The organism is Cupriavidus sp. TMH.W2 (assembly GCF_050847365.1).
In the GTDB taxonomy this organism is placed as follows: Bacteria; Pseudomonadota; Gammaproteobacteria; order Burkholderiales; family Burkholderiaceae; genus Cupriavidus.
Map to the genome: position 1 here is coordinate 2,181,692 of NZ_CP193793.1, position 17,810 is coordinate 2,199,501.

19 protein-coding genes are annotated in these 17,810 nt (G+C 66.4%); 13 read left to right on the forward strand and 6 right to left on the reverse strand.

Features of this window, described 5'->3' with window-relative positions; all coding sequences use genetic code 11:
* Positions 1–5 precede the first annotated feature (5 nt).
* Positions 6–407 (forward strand): DUF779 domain-containing protein, encoded by a 402-nt coding sequence (locus tag ACREYQ_RS27365; RefSeq protein ID WP_432261102.1) that lies wholly within the window; start codon positions 6–8, stop codon positions 405–407.
* A gap of 150 nt (positions 408–557) precedes the next feature.
* On the opposite strand, the gene ACREYQ_RS27370 is transcribed toward ACREYQ_RS27365, so the two are convergent.
* Positions 558–1,451: a LysR substrate-binding domain-containing protein gene (locus tag ACREYQ_RS27370; RefSeq protein WP_432261103.1), complete on the reverse strand. Its 894-nt coding sequence runs from the start codon at positions 1,449–1,451 to the stop codon at positions 558–560.
* A gap of 159 nt (positions 1,452–1,610) precedes the next feature.
* Between ACREYQ_RS27370 and ACREYQ_RS27375 the strand changes: the two genes are divergently transcribed.
* The 6 genes from ACREYQ_RS27375 (at position 1,611) to ACREYQ_RS27400 (ending at position 7,264) form a co-directional block, all read left to right on the forward strand.
* On the forward strand, positions 1,611–2,474 hold the full coding sequence (locus ACREYQ_RS27375; protein ID WP_432261104.1) for an ABC transporter permease: 864 nt from the start codon (positions 1,611–1,613) through the stop codon (positions 2,472–2,474).
* Entirely contained in the window at positions 2,471–3,517 is a 1,047-nt protein-coding gene (locus ACREYQ_RS27380) for an ABC transporter ATP-binding protein (RefSeq protein ID WP_432261105.1), read from the forward strand. The genes ACREYQ_RS27375 and ACREYQ_RS27380 overlap by 4 nt, the downstream gene beginning before the upstream one ends.
* 101 nt (positions 3,518–3,618) lie before the next feature.
* Positions 3,619–4,653, forward strand: coding sequence for an extracellular solute-binding protein (locus ACREYQ_RS27385; protein ID WP_432262674.1), 1,035 nt, complete (start codon positions 3,619–3,621; stop codon positions 4,651–4,653).
* A gap of 10 nt (positions 4,654–4,663) precedes the next feature.
* Positions 4,664–5,488, forward strand: coding sequence for an ABC transporter permease (locus ACREYQ_RS27390; protein ID WP_432261106.1), 825 nt, complete (start codon positions 4,664–4,666; stop codon positions 5,486–5,488).
* Between the two features lie 76 nt (positions 5,489–5,564).
* A complete protein-coding gene (locus tag ACREYQ_RS27395; protein ID WP_432261107.1) occupies positions 5,565–6,056 on the forward strand; it encodes a TIGR00725 family protein in 492 nt (163 codons plus the stop codon).
* Positions 6,057–6,214: 158 nt separating this feature from the next.
* Positions 6,215–7,264 carry a porin gene (locus ACREYQ_RS27400; RefSeq protein WP_432261108.1) on the forward strand — a complete coding sequence of 350 codons (1,050 nt, stop codon included), beginning with the start codon at positions 6,215–6,217 and terminating at the stop codon, positions 7,262–7,264.
* A gap of 238 nt (positions 7,265–7,502) precedes the next feature.
* Here the strand turns inward: ACREYQ_RS27400 and ACREYQ_RS27405 are convergent, their stop codons facing one another.
* Complete coding sequence (locus tag ACREYQ_RS27405; RefSeq protein ID WP_432261109.1) at positions 7,503–9,458, reverse strand: sigma-54-dependent Fis family transcriptional regulator; 1,956 nt, start codon at positions 9,456–9,458, stop codon at positions 7,503–7,505.
* 130 nt (positions 9,459–9,588) lie between these two features.
* Entirely contained in the window at positions 9,589–9,831 is a 243-nt protein-coding gene (locus tag ACREYQ_RS27410) for a hypothetical protein (protein ID WP_018308883.1), read from the reverse strand.
* Between the two features lie 188 nt (positions 9,832–10,019).
* On the opposite strand from ACREYQ_RS27410, the gene ACREYQ_RS27415 reads away from it, so the two are divergent.
* From ACREYQ_RS27415 to ACREYQ_RS27425, 3 genes are read left to right on the forward strand one after another with little or no spacing between them, the layout of a single operon-like run.
* Entirely contained in the window at positions 10,020–10,967 is a 948-nt protein-coding gene (locus tag ACREYQ_RS27415) for an alpha/beta hydrolase (protein ID WP_432261110.1), read from the forward strand.
* 31 nt (positions 10,968–10,998) lie between these two features.
* Positions 10,999–13,101 carry a penicillin-binding protein 1A gene (locus ACREYQ_RS27420; RefSeq protein WP_432261111.1) on the forward strand — a complete coding sequence of 701 codons (2,103 nt, stop codon included), beginning with the start codon at positions 10,999–11,001 and terminating at the stop codon, positions 13,099–13,101.
* A 29-nt stretch (positions 13,102–13,130) separates the two neighbouring features.
* Complete coding sequence (locus ACREYQ_RS27425; protein ID WP_432261112.1) at positions 13,131–14,387, forward strand: arsenic transporter; 1,257 nt, start codon at positions 13,131–13,133, stop codon at positions 14,385–14,387.
* A gap of 9 nt (positions 14,388–14,396) precedes the next feature.
* Here the strand turns inward: ACREYQ_RS27425 and ACREYQ_RS27430 are convergent, their stop codons facing one another.
* On the reverse strand, positions 14,397–14,588 hold the full coding sequence (locus ACREYQ_RS27430) for an arsenite efflux pump ArsB (protein ID WP_432261113.1): 192 nt from the start codon (positions 14,586–14,588) through the stop codon (positions 14,397–14,399).
* 301 nt (positions 14,589–14,889) lie between these two features.
* Here ACREYQ_RS27430 and folE point away from each other — a divergent pair, with 301 nt between their 5' ends.
* Entirely contained in the window at positions 14,890–15,639 is a 750-nt protein-coding gene (gene folE, locus ACREYQ_RS27435; protein ID WP_432261114.1) for a GTP cyclohydrolase I, read from the forward strand.
* 48 nt (positions 15,640–15,687) lie between these two features.
* A complete protein-coding gene (locus ACREYQ_RS27440) occupies positions 15,688–16,131 on the forward strand; it encodes a BLUF domain-containing protein (protein WP_432261115.1) in 444 nt (147 codons plus the stop codon).
* A 34-nt stretch (positions 16,132–16,165) separates the two neighbouring features.
* Here ACREYQ_RS27440 and ACREYQ_RS27445 read toward each other — a convergent pair whose 3' ends face one another.
* On the reverse strand, positions 16,166–16,420 hold the full coding sequence (locus ACREYQ_RS27445) for a hypothetical protein (protein WP_432261116.1): 255 nt from the start codon (positions 16,418–16,420) through the stop codon (positions 16,166–16,168).
* A gap of 144 nt (positions 16,421–16,564) precedes the next feature.
* Positions 16,565–16,729 (reverse strand): FmdB family zinc ribbon protein, encoded by a 165-nt coding sequence (locus ACREYQ_RS27450; protein WP_010812787.1) that lies wholly within the window; start codon positions 16,727–16,729, stop codon positions 16,565–16,567.
* 431 nt (positions 16,730–17,160) lie between these two features.
* On the opposite strand from ACREYQ_RS27450, the gene ACREYQ_RS27455 reads away from it, so the two are divergent.
* A complete protein-coding gene (locus ACREYQ_RS27455; RefSeq protein ID WP_432261117.1) occupies positions 17,161–17,808 on the forward strand; it encodes a response regulator in 648 nt (215 codons plus the stop codon).
* Positions 17,809–17,810: the final 2 nt, after the last annotated feature.

Consider the following 17,810-nt stretch of genomic DNA (forward strand, 5'->3'; position numbering starts at 1 on the left):
AGCCCATGCCTGCTTCCGCTTCCCCTGACGCCGCCGCGCCGGTCGCACGCGTGATGGCAACACCGGCCGCCCTAGCGCTGATCGCGGAGCTGGCCGCGCGGCATGGCCCGCTGATGTTCCACCAGTCAGGGGGCTGCTGCGACGGCAGCGCGCCGATGTGCTATCCCGCCGGCGAACTGCTGGTGGGTGCCGCCGATGTCTGCCTGGGCGAGATCGGCGGCGCGGCGTTCTACATGACGCGGGCGCAGTTCGAGTACTGGCAGCACACGCGGCTGGTGATCGATGTCGTGCCGGGCGCGGGCGGGATGTTCTCGCTGGAGGGACGGACGGGGAAGCGGTTTTTGACGCGTTCGGAGTTGTTCAGCGATGAAGAGGCTGCATGGCTGGCGGCGCAGCCGGCGTTGTGATGGGACGTGTGGGGTGATTGCCTGCCGATGCACGATTGCCAGCGGCTGACCGCTTGCCGACTGTTTGCCCCCTCTTCCGCTTGTGAACTGACCCCCGCGCTTCCTTCTCAAGGAAGGACATTGTCACGCGCAGTCATCCGGTAAGCGGGATCAGCGCGCACAAGCCTGCGCCAGCAGCCAATCGCGAAAACCCTTCAGATGCGGCCGCGTCTCGAGGCGCTCAGGAAAGTAGCAGAGATAGTGCCCTTGCTCGACATCTATGGGTGCAGCCAGTGGCTCGATCAGCGTACCGGCGGCAAGGTTGTCGTGGACGAGAAAGCCAGGGACGAGGGCGAGACCGAGCCCCGCCTGTGTTGCCTGAATCAGGACCGAGTACTGCTCAAAGCGTGGCCCCGCAAGCGCATGCATGTCCAGCACCGCATAGTGCTCCGCCCACTGCCTCCAGACGACTTCCGCCTGGCCGTGCAGTAGCCGAGGAGCGCGCGCTGCGTCTTGTGGTTGGCGTAGAACGTACGTATCCGGGAAGTCCGGCGAGCACACCAATACGAAGGTACGGCCGTCAATGTAGTCGCTGACGACGCCCTCCCACTTGCCGTCGCCATAGCGGATGGCTGCATCGAGATCCAAGGGAAACGGATCCCCGCGCGCGAGATGGCGGCTAAAGCTGATGGTGACGCCAGGCATATCGGACAGAAAGCCAGGTAGCCGGGGGATCAACCATTTGGTGGTGAAGGTGGGCACACTGGCAATCGTCAACAGATCGTTCTCAGCCATGGCAGCTAACAACTCGAGCGAGGCACTGCCAATGTCTCGGACGGGATTCGCGACGCGCGCGAGATACAGGCTGCCAGACCGAGTGAGCGCCAGGTTGCGGCCGTCGCGAACGAAGAGTTGGGTGCGAAGGTACGACTCGAGATTGGCGATCTGTCGGCTGACCGCGCTGGGGGTGAGATCCAGATCGCGTGCGGCGCGCGAAAAGTTCAGGTACTTCGCGGAACTGATGAAAGCGAGCAGTTCGGTCATGCTCGGGTAGAGGTGTTTCATCTGCTGTCGTCCCAAATCTTGAACATGTTCCAAATATGCACAGGTCATTGCGCCTTTTCTATGTTCTCTTCATGACGACGTCATGTCACCTTGGAACAATGCGGGCCATTCAACGCACTGTGCCGCATTCACGCGGTCCTCTTGCCAAGGAATGCTCGCATGCAACCATCCGCCGTAACGGCTGTGCGGCCGCATCCCCTGATTCCGCGCAAACGGAAAAGGCGGATCTCCGCCTGGAAACTTTCGCTTTATCTCGTCCTTGCCTGCTTTTCAATTTATCTGCTCTTGCCGATCGCGCTATTGGTGACGGGGGCGTTTGGTGAAATCTGGACCAACACGCTGCTGCCAACGGGCATCACCGGCCGCTGGTTCGCGGAGCTTGCCGGGAATACGAGTTTCCGGCGCGCTTTCGGCGCGAGCCTGCTGGTCGCATTGGCTTGCTGCGGTGCGGCAGCTGCAACTGGGGTGCCGCTTGCGTATGCGCTCCATCATGGCGCGCTAGCCGGGCGCGGCACAATAAGTCGTATCGTCACGCTGCTGCCTGTCGCGGTGCCTGCTCTCACACTGGGCTTTGGCTATATCACCGTCTTTGGCAGTGACACGCTGCCCTGGCTCGGCTCGCTGCCGCTGCTGATTGCCGCGCATACCGTGCTCACGCTGCCGTATCTGGTGCAGACACTTCTGAGTGACCTGCGTCATCTCGATATCGCGAAGCTCGAAATGTGCGCTGCCACGCTTGGCGCCACCCCAGCGCAGCAGTTCTTCACGATCGTCCTACCAAATCTCAGGCAGAGCCTGTTCTCGGGGCTGGTCATGGTGTCGGCGCTGTCGATAGGCGAATTCCAGGTATCCAACCTGATTGCTGGCTTCCGCTACCGCAACTACCCCGTGGTCCTGCTCCAGGCGTTCTATGGTGCAACGGGTATGGCATGTGCGGCCACGGTTGTGCTGCTCGGACTGGCGGTAGCAGCGACGCTGACGTCAGTCAACACGGTTCAACGGATGAAGCAGGAAACACCATGAGTCTCGAGTTTCAAAACGTGAGCTTTGCCTACGCAGACGCGCAACGCGGTATTGACGCCGTCACGCTGTCGGTCGCGCAAGGTGAACTGCTGGCGGTCATGGGCCGCAGCGGGTCCGGCAAGTCGACCATCCTGCGCCTGACCGCCGGGTTGCTGGACGGGTATCGAGGGCGTATCTCAATCCGCGGCACCGATGTGGCGGGTGTGCCCGTCTGGCAGCGCGAAGTTGGCATGGTGTTCCAGCAGTACGCCATCTTCCCGCACCTGAGCGTGCTCGACAACGTGGCTTACGGCCTGAGGATGCGCGGTATTAGCACCGCTGCGCGCCGGTCCCTGGCGAAAGAGATGCTCGAGCGCGTGGGTCTGGGCGAGCATGCGGATCGACGCCCGACCTCCTTGTCGGGCGGCCAGCAGCAGCGCGTTGCACTGGCCCGCGCGTTGGTGTTCGAGCCGCGGGTCCTGCTGCTCGATGAGCCGCTGGCCGCGCTTGACGCCGGTATTCGCCAGCAGCTGCGTGACCAGATTCGGGAGTTGCAGCGCGCCTGCAATGCCACTACGTTACTGGTCACTCACGACCAGGACGAAGCACTGAGCATTGCCGACCGCGTGGCGGTGGTGGACGACGGCCGCATCCTGCAAGTGGATACGCCACAGCGCCTGTACGACCAGCCTGCATCGGCAACGGTGGCGCGCTTTGTCGGGCATTCATGTGTGATGCCGGGACGTGTGCTTGCCCCCGGATTGGTCGATGTTTCCTTTGCGGTCCTGTATGCGAATACCGGTGCCTTTCGCATCGGCGAGAAGGTTGATGTGCTGATGCGCCCCGAGCACGTGCAGCCCGACCCGCCGGAGGCCACGCTGAATCGGATCAGTGGCCGACTGGGCGAGGTGCGCTACTTCGGCGCTACGTCCCGCTACGACTTCATCCCGCAAGGCGTCTCGCAGCCGCTGCTGTGTGAGGGACGCCGGCTCGCCGAGCACGGCATTGCTGTCGCGCCTGAGCATCTGCGTGTGCTGCCCGCACCGCGCGGAATTTCCCTTTGATTTCCATTGCTTGCTGGAGTACCACCACAATGACCACCACCAGGAACCATCGACCACTATCGGTTGCGATCCCGGCAATTGGGCACGTTTGCGCGCTGACGATGCTGATCGCCGCCTCGGGCGTGCAAGCCGCGCCGGCAGATCCACTGTATCCGGGCGAAGACGCGCTTTACGCAAAAGCTGCTGAGGAGGGTCTGGTCGTTTCGTTTGACACTGGGCCGGAATGGGCGAACTGGAAGTCGCTATTCGCTGAGTTCAGAAAGCGCTACCCCAAGGTCGAGCTGACTTACAACGACATCGGGTCGGCGGCGACCGTAGTTGCGCTCGACAAGGCTCGCCGTCGACCGCAAGCCGATACGGCTTACTACTTCGCGGCCTCCGCTCTCGATGCCGAGAGCAAGGATCTGGTTGCCCCGTACAAGCCGCACAACTTCGAGAAGCTGCCGGCGGTGTTCCGCGGGCAGGACAGCCGCTGGTTCACCGTGCACTCGCTTAACATCGCCTTCCTCGTCAATAAGAAGCTGGTGAAGGAGGTTCCGCGGGGCTGGGGCGATCTGCTGAAGCCGGAATACCGCAACGCGGTGGTCTATCTGGATCCGCGCTCGACTGGACAAGGCCAGGTGGCGGTCTTCGCCGCTGCCTACGCGTTTGGTGGCAGTGTCGACAATCCGAAGCCAGGGGCGGAGTTCTTCGGCAAATTGCGCGAAGCGGGCAGTGTGATGCGCATAGAGGGCGCCACCCCCTATGCGAAGTTCGTTAAGGGTGAGATCCCGATCCTGATCGGTTATGAGAACGACGGCCTGAAGGCGAAGTACACCGATGGCATGGGGGATGCTGTCGAGGTCGTGATTCCGAAGGAGGCAAGCGTATCCGCGCCGTATGCGATCAGCCTGGTCAAGAATGGCCCGAACCCGAACGCCGCCAAGCTTTGGCTGAACCTGATCATGAGCGATGTTGGTCAGACCCTGTTCGCGCAAGGTTACGTACGACCGGCCGTACCCGGAGTGCCGCTACCGGAAGAGATCCGCGCGAAGATGCCTGACACACCGCAGGTGCATCCGCTCGACGTCACAAAGGCGGCGGCCAGGAAGGCCGAGGTGGATCGCCTGTGGGCACAAGCAGCGCTCGCTAAGTAAGGTGCAGTCGATGCAGGCGACTTCGATGCCAAGCGGGCTTTTTCGACGCTACGGGGCTGTCCCAGCGGGATTGCTGATGGTGTTCTTCTTCGTTCTGCCGCTCGGCACACTCGTGGCGTCGGCCGGCGAGTACGGCCTCTGGGCCTTTACACGGCTGGCGCAGGATCCACTGGTGGTCGATGCCCTCGGACACTCGCTGGTACTGGCGCTGGCGGCTGGCACCGTATCGGTCGTGGTGGGCCTGCCGCTGGCGACCCTCCTCGCGGCGCAGCCACCTGCACGTCGCCGCTGGCTGCTCGCGCTACTTGGCGTGCCGCTGGCATTCTCGGGATTGGTGATCGCCTACGGCTTCATCCTCGCCTTTGGGCGTGCGGGCTTCGTGACGAACCTGCTTGCACTTGCCGGAGCGGATCCTGCCGCTACCGGCACGCTGATCTACACAACCGCGGGCCTGGTAGCAGCGTATGCGTACTACCTGATTCCGCGCGTTGCGCTCATGCTCTATCCGGCCATCGCCAATCTGGACCGGCGTCCAATCGAAGCCGCACTGACCCTCGGCGCCACGCCGTTGCGCGCGATATTCGACATCGCGCTGCGGGAGCTGTGGCCATCGATCGGTGCCTCGTGGTGCCTTGTCACATCAATTGCGCTCGGCACCTATGGTACCGCGCTTGCCCTGGCCGGCACGCAGATCAATATCCTGCCGTTGCTGATCTACCTGAAGCTCTCCGACGGACAGACAGATTTCCCACAGGCCGCCGTGCTATCGCTGTTGCTGATGGCCGTGTGCACCTGTGTGCTCGCACTTGGAGAATGCCTTGTACGCCGGCGCTAACGCAACATTGTCCGAACGCACATGTGTCGCGCTAGCGCGCGTGGCAGCCAGGCAAGTCGGCCCAGCACGTCATGCTATGCCGGTCGGACTAATCGGGCCGCGCGAGGCCACGGCGCAGCAACTCGATGTAGCGCGCATTCTCGGCTACGCGCTGGCGAGGAGCGGTATGCCCCTGCTCAGCGGTGGTAAAGGCGGTGTGATGGAAGCGGCCGCCCGCGGATGTCAACAGGCAGGAGGCATCGTGATCGGGCTGCTGCCCGAGGACGATGCCACGGCCGCCAACGGCTTTCTGACTGTGGCGCTTCCCACCGGGCTTGGGATCACGCGCAACGCGCTGATTGCACGCGCGTCGCTCTGCCTGATCGCGGTGGGGGGCGGACTTGGCACGCTGTCGGAAATCGCGCTAGGGCTGCAATGGGGCAAGCGTGTCTTCACCATGCTCGACGCGCCGGTGGTTGCTGGCGCGGAGCGGTTTGATGATATCGACGCGCTGGTCACGAGCGTAGCGGAGTGGCTCGCATCGGAGGCGCGCGTGCTTGCACCGCGGAAGGATATCAGTGCGCTTTGAGACCAAAATATCAGCCGCTTTCGATTGATGACTGATCTCTGACCTGCCGGTTCGGTCGCCCAAAAAACCGTGTTGTTCATGCCAGGAGAAATGGGATTCCCGTTTCCCGAGGCCTGACTCACGCCTTTTGTTTGTGCCTATTAGTAGATGGAGGAATCATGAGAAGGAAGCTTTCAATACTGTTCGCAACGGGAAGCGCGATGACAATGCCGGTGTTGGCGCATGCCAGCGTCACGCTATACGGCCTTCTGGACAACACCATTCGATATACCACCAACGAGAACGCCGCCGGCAATAGCAAGGTGCAGATGGGCGACGGCGTACTGACCGGATCCCGCTGGGGCATGCACGGCACCGAAGACCTCGGCAGCAACACCAAGGCCCTGTTCGTGATTGAATCTGGCTTCGCGCCAGACACCGGTGTGAGCCAGCAAGGTGGCCGTCTCTTCGGCCGCAAGGCCTATGTCGGCTTGCAGGGGGAATTCGGAACCGTCACGCTGGGTCGCCAATTTACCGTCATTCACGAAGTCATCGCCAGCTATGACGCGATGGCGCTGGCGAGCCTGGGTATCGTCGGCTTCCAAGGCGGCCCCTACACCGGTGGCGTGCGCCAGGACAACATGATCAAGTACACGCGCGCCTTCGGTGGTCTGACTTTTGCCGCGCAGCACGCCTTTGGCGAGACGGCAGGCAGCTTCGCCAAATCGTCCTCCACCGGCGCCAGCCTGAGCTATGCGGCCGGTCCCTTCTTGGCGGCAGGCGGCTACCAAAGCATGCGGGACACCAATACCTATTACGGCGTGAAGGTCCCTACCAGCAACCAGAATGTCTGGTCGCTCGGCAGCACCTACAATACCGGGCCGGCGACGTTGTATCTTGGGTACACCAACAGCAATGTTGACGCCGCCGATTATCGCAACCACGCTGTCTATTCGGGCGTGAAGTATGTCTTCATGCCGGCGTGGTCGCTTATCGCCATGGGTACGTTTGACCGTCTCAAGCACGGCTCCACCACTGGTAACCGCTTCACTGGCGCGCTGATGCTGGACTACGTCTTCAGCAAGCGTACCGATGTCTATGTGGAAGCCGACTACACCACGCTCTCCGGCGCTTGGCGCACGTTGGGCGGACAGACGGATTTCGCTACCCCGATGTTTGGCCATGGCAGCCGCTTCGGCGCGACGGCGGGACTGCGGCACAAATTCTGATCGTCGGCTGACAGCCCGTGCATTAGGGCGCCGCGCCGAAAATCCGGGGCGAGCTTGCACACAAGACCAAGAATCTCAGGTTGACGGCTGAACTTATGCTGGCGGAGATGGAGCCCGGCAGGGCTGTCGGCAACAGGGGGTTCAGATATCAAGCCGTTCAAGGGCCATCCGGAGCCGGGTGCACATCTACGCATGAGCATCCCGGACTGCCTGGATGCGACGGGCCGGGCTTGACGCCTCAGTGCTCCGATTCCGGTTCGCCCTCCAACCCCTCCCTCAAACGCCGATAGATCGTATTGCGCGACACCCCCAGCTCACGCGCCGCGTGGCTGACATTGCCGCCGTGCCTGGCGAGCGCCTGGCGGATCAGGCCGGATTCCCAGTCGTGCATGCGGCTGGCCTTCGATGACGCCGGCGCTTCTACTTCAGCCGCAGCATCACTGCGCTCTGCCACATTTCCGCACTCCTGCTCAAACCCTTCCGGCAGGTGTTCCACGCCGATCTCGATCTCCCCCTCCGCCAGGATCGCCGCCGTGTGCAGCACGTTGGCAAGCTGGCGGATATTGCCCGGCCATGGATGCCGGCGCAGCAGCGCCAGCACCTGCGCATCGATGCGCAGTGGCGACTGCATGCCGGCCTCATCGCCTTGCCGCTGCAGGATGCGGTCGACCAGCGCCAGCAGGTCGCTGCGCTCGCATAGCGGGGGCAGCGTCACGGCCAGCGCATTGATGCGGTAGTACAGGTCTTCACGGAAGGTGCCTTGCGCAATCATCGCGCGCAAGTCGCGGTGGGTGGCGCAGACCACGCGCACATCGACCGGTACTGCGCGGGCACTGCCCAGCGGGGTCACGGCGCGCTCCTGCAGCACGCGCATCAGGCGCACCTGCTGCGCCAGCGGCATATCGCCGATCTCGTCCAGGAACAGCGTGCCGCCGTGCGCCTGCACGACTTTGCCTGCGCAGCCGCGGCGGCGCGCGCCGGTGAAGGCGCCTTCTTCATAGCCGAACAACTCGGCCTCGATCAGGGATTCGGGGATCGCTGCGCAGTTGACCGCGACGAAGGGCCCGTTGCCGCGTGGCGAGGCTGCATGGATGGCGCGTGCCAGCCACTCCTTGCCGGTACCGGTGCGGCCCTGGACCAGGATGGTGATATCGCGCCCGCTGACCTTGCGCACGCGGCGCAGCACCGCGGCCACGCTGGCGTCGCCGGTATCGAGTGCGGCCAGCGCCGGCGGCAGCGGGTCTTCCGCGCTCGGCTGACGCACTGCGATGGGCGCGGCCAGGAAATCGATCCGGGCAAACACCTGCACCCGGCTGGGCAGCGTCAGCACCTGGAGCAAGCCGGCCGCGGTGGCGCGCGCCCGCATCGCCACGCGCACCGGCTGGCCGAACAGTTCGGCGAAGCCGGCCGCCGCCAGCGCGTGCGGCGCCAGCCCAAGCTGGAACAGCCCGCTGCGGTTGGCGGCGAGGAAGGCGCCGTCGGGGGAGAACGCCGCCATGCCTTCGAACAGCGTGCCGACAAACTCGGGCCGCGCATGGAAGCGCACCAGCACCGCGTCCGGGAAGTGGTTGGCGAACAGGTGGTTTTCGATCATCTGCGCCGACATCCGCACCAGCGCCATGGTGTGCCGGTGGAAGCCGCGATGATCGCCGCTGACGTCCAGCGCGCCCAGGATCGCGCCGGTGGGCCCGGTGATCGGCGCGCACGAGCAGGTCAGCTGATGGTTGGACTCAAGGAAATGCTCGCTGGCGTGGACCAGCGTGGGACGGGCCTCGGCCAGCGCGGTGCCGATGGCATTGGTGCCCTTGCTCGGCTCTGACCACGACACCCCTGGCGCCAGCGCCACGCGCCGCGCCCGCGCCACGAAATCGCCGTCGCCCAGGCTGTGCAGGATCACGCCGCTGCGGTCGGTCAGCAGTACCATGCTGTCGGTATTGGCGATCTGCGCATGCAGGGTCTCCATCACCGGCAGCGCATGGCGGTGCAGGTCGCGGCTGGCGTCGACCAGCTCTCCCAGCGCGCGCGGGCTCACGGCGTCGAAGCCGGGCGCATGGCGCGCATCCAGGCCGAAGCCGGCCGAGCGCGCGTGCGCGCGCGCGATCAGGTCAGCGCGGTCCGTGTCGGTCGGATCGGCCGGAGCGGCAGCCTGGCGGGTGAAATCGGAAAGCGCGGCGGGATCGGCGGCACGATGCATGACGGCGGGTCTCCTGTATGGGCCGGCGGCGCGCCTGGCCGCTGCCCTGCCGTCCGGGGGCGGCTGTTGTCCGCCAACCTTATCACAGGCTTGCGGCCCTGTAGCGCCCCCTGCGCCGCGCCCGGCCGCCTCAGCGTTTCTCGTCGAGCAGGTCGTTCAGGATCTCGTCGAAGGTGGCCTGGGCGTCCTCCAGCGCCTGCAGCGCCGCATCGAAGGTCTGCAGCGCCAGCTTCGACGGCTTGCCGCTGCCCTGCGGCGGATAGTGGGTCTGCAAGGCGGTAAAGGCCACCTGTACCTGCCGCGTGGCCGCAACCACGCGCTCCATTGCCTGCGCCTCTTCGGCGCGGTACTGCTCGTGCTTCTGCTCGCTCATGCCCGTTGGCTCCGTATGGCGCGCCGTCTCGGTGGGGTGCGCGCGCCTGAATGAGGCATATCGTACAAGAACTGCGCCGGCAGGCTTGCGTTGCGCCCGCGCGACCGGCAAAAATGAGATAGGCTGCGCGGCTGGGCGGCAAGGCCGGTGCGCACGCGCCACGCCTGGCCGCGGCCCCGGGAATTGCCATGCCATTGACCACCCGCCGCGCGCTGGCAGCCGCGCTGATGACCGCCAGCGGCTTCGCCTGCTACTGGACCTACCTGACGCTCAACCAGGACCGGCTGCTGTTCGACGCCCACCGGCGCGCGCCGCGCGACCTGCCCGACGGCATCATCGGCTATTCGCACCAGATCCCCGGCGGCGTGGTGCGCGGCTATATCCATCACGCCGGCGACACCGCGCGCGACCTGCTGTTCTACCTGCCGGGCCGCGGCGAAGATGTGCTCGAAACGCTGCATTACGCGCGCTGGCTGCCTGCCGGCATGGCCTTTGCCACTTACGATTACCGGGGCCTCGGCCACTCCGACGGCCGCCCGTCCGAAGCTGCCGCCGTGGCCGACGCCAGCCAGTTCCTGCTGCATGTGCGGCGTGTCTTTCCCGGCACCCGCGTGCATGTGGTGGGGCGCAGCCTGGGCACCGGCGTGGCGATCCAGCTGGCGGACCTGCAGGATTTCGAGAGCCTGCAGCTGATCACGCCCTACGACTCGCTGCTGGAACTGGTGCGCAAGCGCTTCCCGCTGGTGCCGCTGCGCCAGTTGATGCGCCACCACTTCGATTCGATCTCGCATTGCAAGAAGGTGGTGCAAAGCACCAAGGTGCTGCTGGCCGAAACCGACGAAGTGGTGCCCCACGAATGCTCCGAACGGCTCATGGCTGCCTGGCCCGGCCCGGTGGCGCTGCAGACCGTGCCTGGCACCGATCACTTCACCATCATCGAACGCGAGCAGACCTGGCTGTCGCTGTGCGAATTCGCGCGCCAGCACAGCCAGGCCAGGCTGCGCATGGCGGAGCCGGCAACGGCACAGCCAGCGCCGTCGACGATCGTGCCGACTGCCCCGCCGGCCGCCCCCGGCACCCAGCCCGTCGACCATGACGAGCTCGGCAATCCGTTGCCGCTGGCGGCCAACCGCTGATCCGGACCGGCACAGCGGGTAAAATGCGCGCATGAAAAAATTTGCAGTCAAGGCAGGCGGCGCCGCACTGGCGCTGGCTGCGGCCGGTGCCTTGCTTGCCGGCTTTGCCGCCGTGCTCAGCCTGCGGCAGCTTCCCCCGGTCGATGCCCTGCGCGACTACCGGCCCGACGTGCCGCTGCGGATCTACACCAGCGACAACGTCCAGATCGGCGAGTTCGGCAGCGAGCACCGCGAGTTCATCCCCTTCGAGCAGATTCCGCGGCGCATGGTCCAGGCGCTGCTCGCGGCCGAGGATGACCAGTTCTACCAGCACGAGGGCGTCGACATCCCGGGCGTGTTCCGCGCCGCGCTGGCCAACCTGGGCCAGGGCTACGCGCAGGGCGCCTCCACCATCACCATGCAGGTGGCGCGCAACTTCTACCTGTCGCGCGAGAAGACGCTGGCGCGCAAGTGGTATGAAATGCTGCTGGCCTGGCGCATCGACCAGTCCCTGCCAAAGGACCGCATCCTCGAGCTGTACATGAACCAGGTCTACCTGGGCGAGCATGCCTATGGTTTCGGCAGCGCCGCGCATGCGTACTTCGGCAAGCCGCTGGCGTCGCTGTCGCTGGCCGAGACCGCGATGCTGGCGGGCCTGCCCAAGGCGCCCTCGAGCATGAACCCGGTGGTCAACTTCCCGCGCGCCAAGCGCCGCCAGGAGTATGTGCTGGGCCGCATGCTGGCGCTGGGCATGATCAGCCAGGACGACTACCGCGAGGCCCGCGCCGCGCGCCTGGCGCTCACCGACGACAGTCCCGGCAGCTTTGCCGGGCATGCGGAGTATGTGGCCGAACTGGCGCGCCAGCTGGCCCGCGAGCGCTTTGGCGACGAGGCCTATACGCGCGGCCTGAAGGTCTACACCACGGTGTCGTCGGTGCGCCAGACCCTGGCCTACGATGCCGTGCACGGCGGGCTGGAGGGCTATGCGCGCCGCCACCGCAAGTTCGTCAAGGACTTGTCGCAGGGGCCGCAGGCCGCGCTGGTGTCGCTGGACAGCGCCTCCGGGGCGATCGAGGCGATGGTGGGCGGCACCGGCTTTGCCGCCAGCCGCTTCAACCACGCCACCCAGGCGCAGCGCCAGCCGGGCTCGACCTTCAAGCCCTTTGTCTATGCCGCGGCGCTGGAACGCGGCGTATCGCCCGGCACGCTGATCAACGACGCGCCGCTGGCCAATGGTTCGCGCTGGCAGCCGTCCAACGACGACGGGCGCTTTGTCGGCCCCATCACCGTGCGCCAGGCGCTGGCCGAATCGCGCAACCTGCCCGCGATCCGCACGCTGCAGTCAATCGGCATCCCCTACACGGTGGAATTCGCCAGCCGCTTCGGCTTCTCGCCCAGGCGGCTGCCGCGCTACCTGCCGCTGGCGCTGGGCACCGGCACCACCTCGCCGCTGCGCCTCGCCGCGGCCTATGGTGTGTTTGCCAACGGCGGCCATCGCGTTGAACCCTATTTGATCGCCCGCATCACCGACAGCGAGGGCAAGGTGCTCTTCTCCGCCGACACCGGGGCCGAAGACCGCGCCGCCCCGGCGCCCGTGATCAGCGCGCGCAATGCCTTTGTCATGGACAGCCTGCTGCGCAGCGTGGTCGACGACGGCACCGGCGCCGGCGTGCGCCGCTACCTGCGCCGCGAGGACGTGGCCGGCAAGACCGGCACCACCAACGATTCGGTCGACGGCTGGTTCGCCGGCTACGCCGGCGGCGTAGTCACGGTGGCGTGGATGGGCTACGACGACAACCGCAGCCTGGGCGAGCATGAATTCGGCGCCACCACAGCATTGCCGGTATGGGCCGCCTACATGGAAGGGCGCCTCGCGGGCGTGCCGGTGCCCGACAGCGCGGCGCCCGCCGGGGTGGTGCGCGTGGGCGACGACTGGATGTACGCGGAGTATGCCGACGGCAGCCACGGCATCGCATCGATCGGCTTCCCGCCGCCGGCACCGGCTGTTCCGCCGGTGGCGGATCCGATCGCCAGCAACCTTGGCGCGGCCGCGGCAGCGGCTGCCCCCACGCCGACCCCCGTCACCAGTCCGGCAACCGGCCTGCCGGCGCCCGGCGCCGCCACGCCGGCAGTCCCCGCCGGCGCCAGCCTGTAGACTTCCGGGTTTCCACTGTCCCGATCCCGATGTCCAGCCACAGCCCGCTGCTGATCTGGTCGGTCGCCGCGCTGACCACAGCCGGCGTCCTGTTCCGCCCGTTCCGCCTGCCTGAAGCGTTCTGGGCCGCCGGCGGTGCGCTGCTGCTGTGCGCCACCGGCCTGCTGGCGCTGCCCGATGCGCTCGCGGCAGTGATGCGCGGCTTCGACGTGTACCTGTTCCTGGCCGGCATGATGCTGATCTCCGAACTGGCCCGCAAGACCGGGCTGTTCGACCATGTTGCCGCGCTGGCCGTGCGCCAGGCGCGCGGCTCGGCGCTGCGGCTGTTGCTGCTGGTGTACGGCTTCGGCACGCTGGTGACGGCGTTCATGTCGAATGACGCCACCGCCGTGGTGCTGACGCCCGCGGTGCTGGCCGCCACCCGCGCCGCGCGGGTCCGCCATCCGCTGCCCTACCTGTACGCGTGCGCCTTTATCGCCAATGCCGCCAGCTTCGTGCTGCCGATCTCCAACCCGGCCAACCTCGTGATCTTCGGCGAACGCATGCCGCCGCTGGCGGGCTGGCTGGCGAGCTTCGCGCTGCCGTCGCTGGTGGCGGTGCTGGCCACGCTGGCGGCGCTGTGGTGGACCCAGCGCGCGGCGCTGGCCGAGCCCATCGAGCACGACGTGCCGGTGCCGCCGCTGTCGCCGCAGGCGTGGCTCACGGCGCTGGGCATCGTGCTGACCGGACTGGTCCTGCTGGTGGCCTCGCTGCGCGGCGACGCGCTGGGCTGGCCGACCTGCGCGGCGGGCGTGGCCACCCTGCTGCTGGTTTGCGCCACCCGGCGCGAGCTGCTGGTGCCGGCCTTGCGCGAAGTCTCATGGGGGGTACTGCCAATGGTTGCAGGGCTGTTCGTGCTGGTGGCGGCGCTGGAGCAGACCGCGGTGATCCGCCACCTGGCCGATGCCGTCCAAGCGGCGTCGCGCGACGGCGGCGCGCTGGCCCTGCTGGGCGTGGGCGCGGCGGTGGCACTGGCGGGCAATATCGCCAACAACCTGCCGGCCGGCCTGATCGCGGCCTCGGCGCTGGCGGCCGGGCATGCGTCGCATGCCGTGACCGGCGCGGTGCTGATCGGCATCGACCTGGGCCCCAACCTGTCGGTCACAGGCTCGCTGGCCACACTGCTGTGGCTCACGGCACTGCGGCGCGAAGGCCATATGGTCAGCGCCGGCCAGTTCCTGCGCGTGGGGGCCGTGGTCATGCCGGCAGCGATGCTGCCGGCGCTGGCGCTGCTGCTGCTGCTTTAAACGGCTGCCTCAGCCTGTGGCGGCGTCATTGGCCGCGGGTCTGTTGGGGGCCGGCACCAGCGGCCGGCGCAGGCCGGTCGCGCCATGGCGCACCGCGCTGGCGTGGTGTTCGGCCACCCCCGTTTCCACCGGCGTGGCCGGCAGCGGCACTGTCACCACATGGAGCAGCATCAGGCTGCTGCACGGAAAGGCAATCGGCATGATTAGGTGGATCCCGACAAAAGTCAGGCCGCGCATCCCAGCGGCCGGGTACCGGCGGCCTTCATAGGCCGCCTGGATACTAACGTTGTGCAGACATTATGTTCGCTTGTCGGCGTTGTGCGGCGCGGGCTTGAGCGATGTCATCAACTATTCACGGAGCGGCGCGCGGGTGTGGCGTAATCGACTCGCCGCATAGTACTTTCCCATATCCCGCGCGGGTTGTGAGGCCACGGCATCTGCCATATAGTGAATCCGGCACACCCGCTGCGCACACATCCACGCCATCCCACCACGCATGACCATGACCAGCAAGGACGCGGCGCACCGCGCGAAGGACAGCAACGACGGCGACGATGCCGGCCACCGCCACGCCCACAGCGTCTCGGCCCGCATCCGCGCACGGCTGGAGGCCGCGCGCGAGCGCTTTCACGCCAACGACAATATCTCGCACTACCTCGAGCCCGGCGAGATGGAGCAGCTGCAGGCCGAAGTGCAGGCGCGCCTGGAAGACGTGCTGCGCGCGCTGGTGATCGACGTCGACAACGACCACAACACCCAGGAAACCGCGCGCCGCGTCGCCAAGATGTACCTGAAGGAAATCTTCGCCGGCCGCTACGCCAAGGCGCCGCCGGTGACCGAGTTCCCCAACGTCGGCCAGCTCAATGAGCTGATGATCGTGGGCCCGCTGCGCGTGCGCAGTGCCTGCTCGCATCACCTGTGCCCGATCATCGGCAAGCTGTGGGTGGGGGTGATGCCGAACCAGCATTCCAACCTGATCGGTCTGTCCAAGTACGCGCGCCTGGCCGAATGGATCATGTGCCGCCCGCAGATCCAGGAAGAGGCCGTGGCGCAAGTGGCCGACCTGCTGCAGGAAAAGATGAATCCCGACGGCCTCGCCATCGTGATGGAGGCCGAGCACTTCTGCATGCACTGGCGCGGCGTGCGCGACACCGACGCCAAGATGACCAACAGCGTGATGCGCGGCTCGTTCCTGAAGGACGACAGCCTGCGCCGCGAATTCCTCACGCTGCTCAACCATAACCGCGGCTAGGCCGCTTGCCCGAGCCTCGCCCAGCCGCAACCACCGAGCGCCACGACCATGCTAGTCCGCCTGCTCTATGCCAGCCGTGCCCGCCAGGCCATCGACGCCGCCGTGCTCGACGCCATCCTGGCCGCCAGCCTGGAACGCAATCCGCGCCACGGCATTACCGGCGTGCTGTGCCACGGCAACGGCATCTTCCTGCAGGCGCTGGAAGGCGACCGGCAGGACGTGTCGCAGCTATTCCAGTCGATCGCGCGCGACCCGCGCCACCACGACGTGACGCTGCTGCATTTCGAGGAAACCTGCACGCGCGACTTTGCCGGCTGGGCGATGGGCCAGGTCAATGCGGCACGCATCAATACCGCCACGCTGCTCAAGTTCTCCGCGCGCGCCGAGCTCGATCCGTTCCGGACCTGCGGCGCGGCCTCGCTGGCACTGCTCAAGGAGCTGATCGCGGGGGCGTCGGTGGTGTCCCGCACCGGTGAGCGCGGACGGCACTGAGCCGCGCCGCGCTGCCGTTATTGGAACTGGAACGCTACGCCGTCACCTGGCCAAACAGGCCGCACTCCAGGTCGCTTTCGAACTCCTCCATCCAGACCGAGCCGGGGCCGGCCTCGTAGACGCTGGTCTTGTCCGTGCCGACCCGGCGCACGCTGACGCGCCGGGTGCCCGCGCCATGGCTCTCATCGGTAATCTCGAACATCTCGGCCGCCAGCCCCACATGCCTGCACGCTTGCACGGCCTGTTGCTGCTCGTCGGCGGGAAATTCGGTGAACGGTCTCGTTGCCATGGCATCCTCCGTCAAGGTTGAGATCGCCGCTTGCGCGCAGCGCGGACGCGCGTGGCACGGAATGCGCCACGCATGAAGCAGGCCGTGCCCCGGCGCCGGGCCGGCGGCACGTCCACACCCTCCTGGGACGTTGTTATCTGAAACTCAGCTCTTGCGCTGGGTCACTGCCACGAACGGGGCCGGTGCGTGCTGGACGGACTGGCTGCCGCAGTTCGGGCAGTTTGGATGGGCAGAGGCATGTTCCGCGAGATGCTCGGTTTTCTCGAACATATGGCCGCACTTCTCGCAGCGGTATTGATAGACAGGCATGGCATTCCCCCACGCGGTGCACACGCCGCGGGGCGCGTGTCAGCTCTTATTCTAGGACAGCGGCTCGCGCCCCGAAGCGTGAAAGTTTGGCCCCGCCGCGACCATTCCATGGCGATGTCGCCGCGGGCTCACATTCCCCGGTGCTCCCCGCGCCTTGCGCCGCGCATTGACATCGCTCAAACGCCTTGTCGCCAAACAGGCGCCGTCATGGTGCGCAAACCCGGGTCAAGCCCCGAGGCGTGGCGCCGTTCTTCATGGCACGTCATGCATTTTCCCGATCGGCCGTGTCCACGCGCACCCGCGCAAATTCCCTGAACTAGCGGAATTACGATTCAACGGGGCACGCAATCTGGCCAGAATTCGGGATTTGTGATGACGCAATCGCCCGGCGCAACCGACAGGTCCGGTTGCCCCCTCATCCGGAGATAGCTATGTACGACGGAATCCTGCGCGTGGCCCTGGCCGACGACCACCCGCTGGTCGTGGCCGCGCTGCGCGACTGCCTGCAGCGCAACGCCAGCGTCCAGATCAGTTGCGAATGCCGCAACGGCACCGAGTTGCTGGGCGCGCTGGACCGGCACCCCGCCGATATCGCCATCACCGATTTCTGCATGGGCCATGGCGATGCCTCGCTGGACGGCTTCAACCTGCTGAGCCGCCTGGCGCGGCGCCATCCGCTGACGCGCGTGGTGGTGATCAGCGCCCAGTCCAACCCCGCCATCATCCGCCGCGCCATGAAGCTGGGCGTGCGCGCCTTCGTCAGCAAGGAAGACCCGCTCGAGGAAGTGGTGCGCGCCTGCGCCCATGTCGCGTTCAGCAAGACCTGCTTCTGCTCGCCCGCGGTGCACGCCTTGCTCCGGCACGCGGCCATCGCGGGCGCCCCCGGAAAGGAGCTGACGCAACGTGAACTGGAGGTCGTCCGGCTCTATGCGCAAGGCGCGCAGTTGACCGACATCGCCGGCAAGCTGGGCCGTTCGGTCAGCACCATCTCCAGCCAGAAAACCGTGGCCATGCGCAAGCTGGGCGTGCAGACCAATACCGGCCTGATCCGCTACGCCTATGAAAACGGCCTGATCTGACC

Excerpts from the sequence above, each read along its gene's own strand:
- ACREYQ_RS27370 (WP_432261103.1), bottom strand. The coding sequence starts at position 1,451 with ATGAAACACCTCTACCCGAGCATGACCGAACTGCTCGCTTTCATCAGT.
- ACREYQ_RS27385 (WP_432262674.1), top strand. The coding sequence starts at position 3,619 with ATGCTGATCGCCGCCTCGGGCGTGCAAGCCGCGCCGGCAGATCCACTG.
- ACREYQ_RS27440 (WP_432261115.1), top strand. The coding sequence starts at position 15,688 with ATGCTAGTCCGCCTGCTCTATGCCAGCCGTGCCCGCCAGGCCATCGAC.
- ACREYQ_RS27410 (WP_018308883.1), bottom strand. The coding sequence starts at position 9,831 with ATGAGCGAGCAGAAGCACGAGCAGTACCGCGCCGAAGAGGCGCAGGCA.
- ACREYQ_RS27450 (WP_010812787.1), bottom strand. The coding sequence starts at position 16,729 with ATGCCTGTCTATCAATACCGCTGCGAGAAGTGCGGCCATATGTTCGAG.
- ACREYQ_RS27445 (WP_432261116.1), bottom strand. The coding sequence starts at position 16,420 with ATGGCAACGAGACCGTTCACCGAATTTCCCGCCGACGAGCAGCAACAG.
- ACREYQ_RS27380 (WP_432261105.1), top strand. The coding sequence starts at position 2,471 with ATGAGTCTCGAGTTTCAAAACGTGAGCTTTGCCTACGCAGACGCGCAA.
- ACREYQ_RS27375 (WP_432261104.1), top strand. The coding sequence starts at position 1,611 with ATGCAACCATCCGCCGTAACGGCTGTGCGGCCGCATCCCCTGATTCCG.
- ACREYQ_RS27455 (WP_432261117.1), top strand. The coding sequence starts at position 17,161 with ATGTACGACGGAATCCTGCGCGTGGCCCTGGCCGACGACCACCCGCTG.
- ACREYQ_RS27425 (WP_432261112.1), top strand. The coding sequence starts at position 13,131 with ATGTCCAGCCACAGCCCGCTGCTGATCTGGTCGGTCGCCGCGCTGACC.
- ACREYQ_RS27415 (WP_432261110.1), top strand. The coding sequence starts at position 10,020 with ATGCCATTGACCACCCGCCGCGCGCTGGCAGCCGCGCTGATGACCGCC.
- ACREYQ_RS27405 (WP_432261109.1), bottom strand. The coding sequence starts at position 9,458 with ATGCATCGTGCCGCCGATCCCGCCGCGCTTTCCGATTTCACCCGCCAG.
- ACREYQ_RS27430 (WP_432261113.1), bottom strand. The coding sequence starts at position 14,588 with ATGCCGATTGCCTTTCCGTGCAGCAGCCTGATGCTGCTCCATGTGGTG.
- ACREYQ_RS27400 (WP_432261108.1), top strand. The coding sequence starts at position 6,215 with ATGAGAAGGAAGCTTTCAATACTGTTCGCAACGGGAAGCGCGATGACA.
- ACREYQ_RS27395 (WP_432261107.1), top strand. The coding sequence starts at position 5,565 with ATGCCGGTCGGACTAATCGGGCCGCGCGAGGCCACGGCGCAGCAACTC.
- folE (WP_432261114.1), top strand. The coding sequence starts at position 14,890 with ATGACCAGCAAGGACGCGGCGCACCGCGCGAAGGACAGCAACGACGGC.
- ACREYQ_RS27420 (WP_432261111.1), top strand. The coding sequence starts at position 10,999 with ATGAAAAAATTTGCAGTCAAGGCAGGCGGCGCCGCACTGGCGCTGGCT.
- ACREYQ_RS27390 (WP_432261106.1), top strand. The coding sequence starts at position 4,664 with ATGCAGGCGACTTCGATGCCAAGCGGGCTTTTTCGACGCTACGGGGCT.
- ACREYQ_RS27365 (WP_432261102.1), top strand. The coding sequence starts at position 6 with ATGCCTGCTTCCGCTTCCCCTGACGCCGCCGCGCCGGTCGCACGCGTG.